Source organism: Rhizobium sp. 10N414, from assembly GCF_056394785.1.
The window spans coordinates 1-1,451 of the sequence record NZ_JBFTIN010000095.1 but is presented as its reverse complement, the minus strand read 5'-3'; the positions used below and the strand labels follow the sequence as shown (position 1 = coordinate 1,451).

At 63.7% G+C, this 1,451-nt stretch carries 1 protein-coding gene; it reads right to left on the bottom strand.

Annotated features, from left to right (window positions below; all coding sequences use genetic code 11):
- On the bottom strand, window positions 1–1,451 hold a 1,451-nt coding region (locus AC1DE4_RS31680), incomplete at both ends, for a DUF4082 domain-containing protein (protein ID WP_477884746.1).

Sequence of the window (1,451 nt, the reverse complement as noted above, 5' to 3'; positions counted from 1 at the left end):
GAACCGCCCGAACCATTGGCAACGCCGCCCTTCTCGGTCGCATCCCCGGCATCGGCAACCGCCGTCGGCGTCGTGTTGCCCGCTATCGTCGTGGTAATATTGAAGGTCTCGCTGGTGGCAAGGCCGGCAATGTCGGTTGCCGTCACCTTGATGCCTGACGTGCCTGTTGCCGTCGGCGTACCGCTGAAGGTCTGCGTCGCGGCGTTGAAGCTCAGCCAGGTGGGAAGAACCGAGCCGTCGGCAGATGTTGCCGTGTAGGTCAGCGTGTCGCCGCTGTCGATATCGGTGAAAGTGCCGGCCGGCAACGCGAACGAGAAGGCGGTGTTGACCGTGGCATTCTGGGTGGCGGTCTGGGCCGCCAGAACAGGCGCGTCGTCAGCACCGTGGATGGTGATCGTCAGCGCGGCCGTGGCGGTGGCGCCGGCGGCGTCACGCATGGTGTAGTTGAAGATCTCACTCAGCGTGTTGGTCGACAGCCGCAGCGCCTGCACCGCGGAGTTGGCCTCGTTGATCGTATAGGTATAGGCGCCCGAGGCAGCGAGGACGAGACTGCCATAGGCACCGGCAAGTGCGGTGCCGAGCGTGCCTGTTGTCGCGCCGAAGCTGATCGCCGTCACCGTCTTGGTATCGCCGGAATCTGGATCGGTGTCGTTGGTCAGTACGTTGCCACTGGCGGGCGAACCACCCGAACCATTGGCAACGCCGCCCTTCTCGGTCGCATCGCCAGCGTCGGCAACCGCCGTCGGTACCGTGTTTGCCGTTGCCGGCCGGAAGACCACGTCAGCCCAGTAATTCGACGCCTGGTAGGTGGCATTCGGGAAAATGCCTGCCGTGGCGGATCCGCCATAGCGGTAGACACCGTTCCCACCACCTGACGCACTCGACAGCGCCGTCAGCGGGCCATTGGTGACAGCTGCCGTGAAATAGTTTCCGGTCGCCACATAGGCACCGGTCGTGTGGTAGGACGCCACATAGGTAGTGTTGGCGGTGATGGTGACCGCGGTCGCAAAGTTCACCGTCTGCCAGCCGCTGCCGGTGGTGCCGGAGTAGGTGGCGGTGGCAAGCTTGGTGCCTCCGGTCGTCCACAGGTCGACGACGTTCTGGCCGTTGTCGTTGGCGCTCCGGTAGAACTTGATGCCGGTAATTGTACCGGCAACGTTCGCCTGGAACTTGACGCCGAGCTCGAGTTGCCTGTTGTCATTAAGGTTCGTCTGGGCCGGTGTGCTGGTAGCGCTGAACAGGCTGTAGGTGGTGGGGGCTGCGGCCGTATTGATGCTGAAGGTCTCGCTGGTGGCGAGGCCGGCAATGTCGGTTGCCGTCACCTTGATGTCTGACGTGCCTGATGTCGTCGGCGTACCGCTGAAGGTGCGCGTCGAGGCATTGAAGCTCAGCCAGGTGGGAAGAGCGGTGCCGTCGGAAGAGGTTGCCGTGTAGGTCAGCGTGTCGCTGCT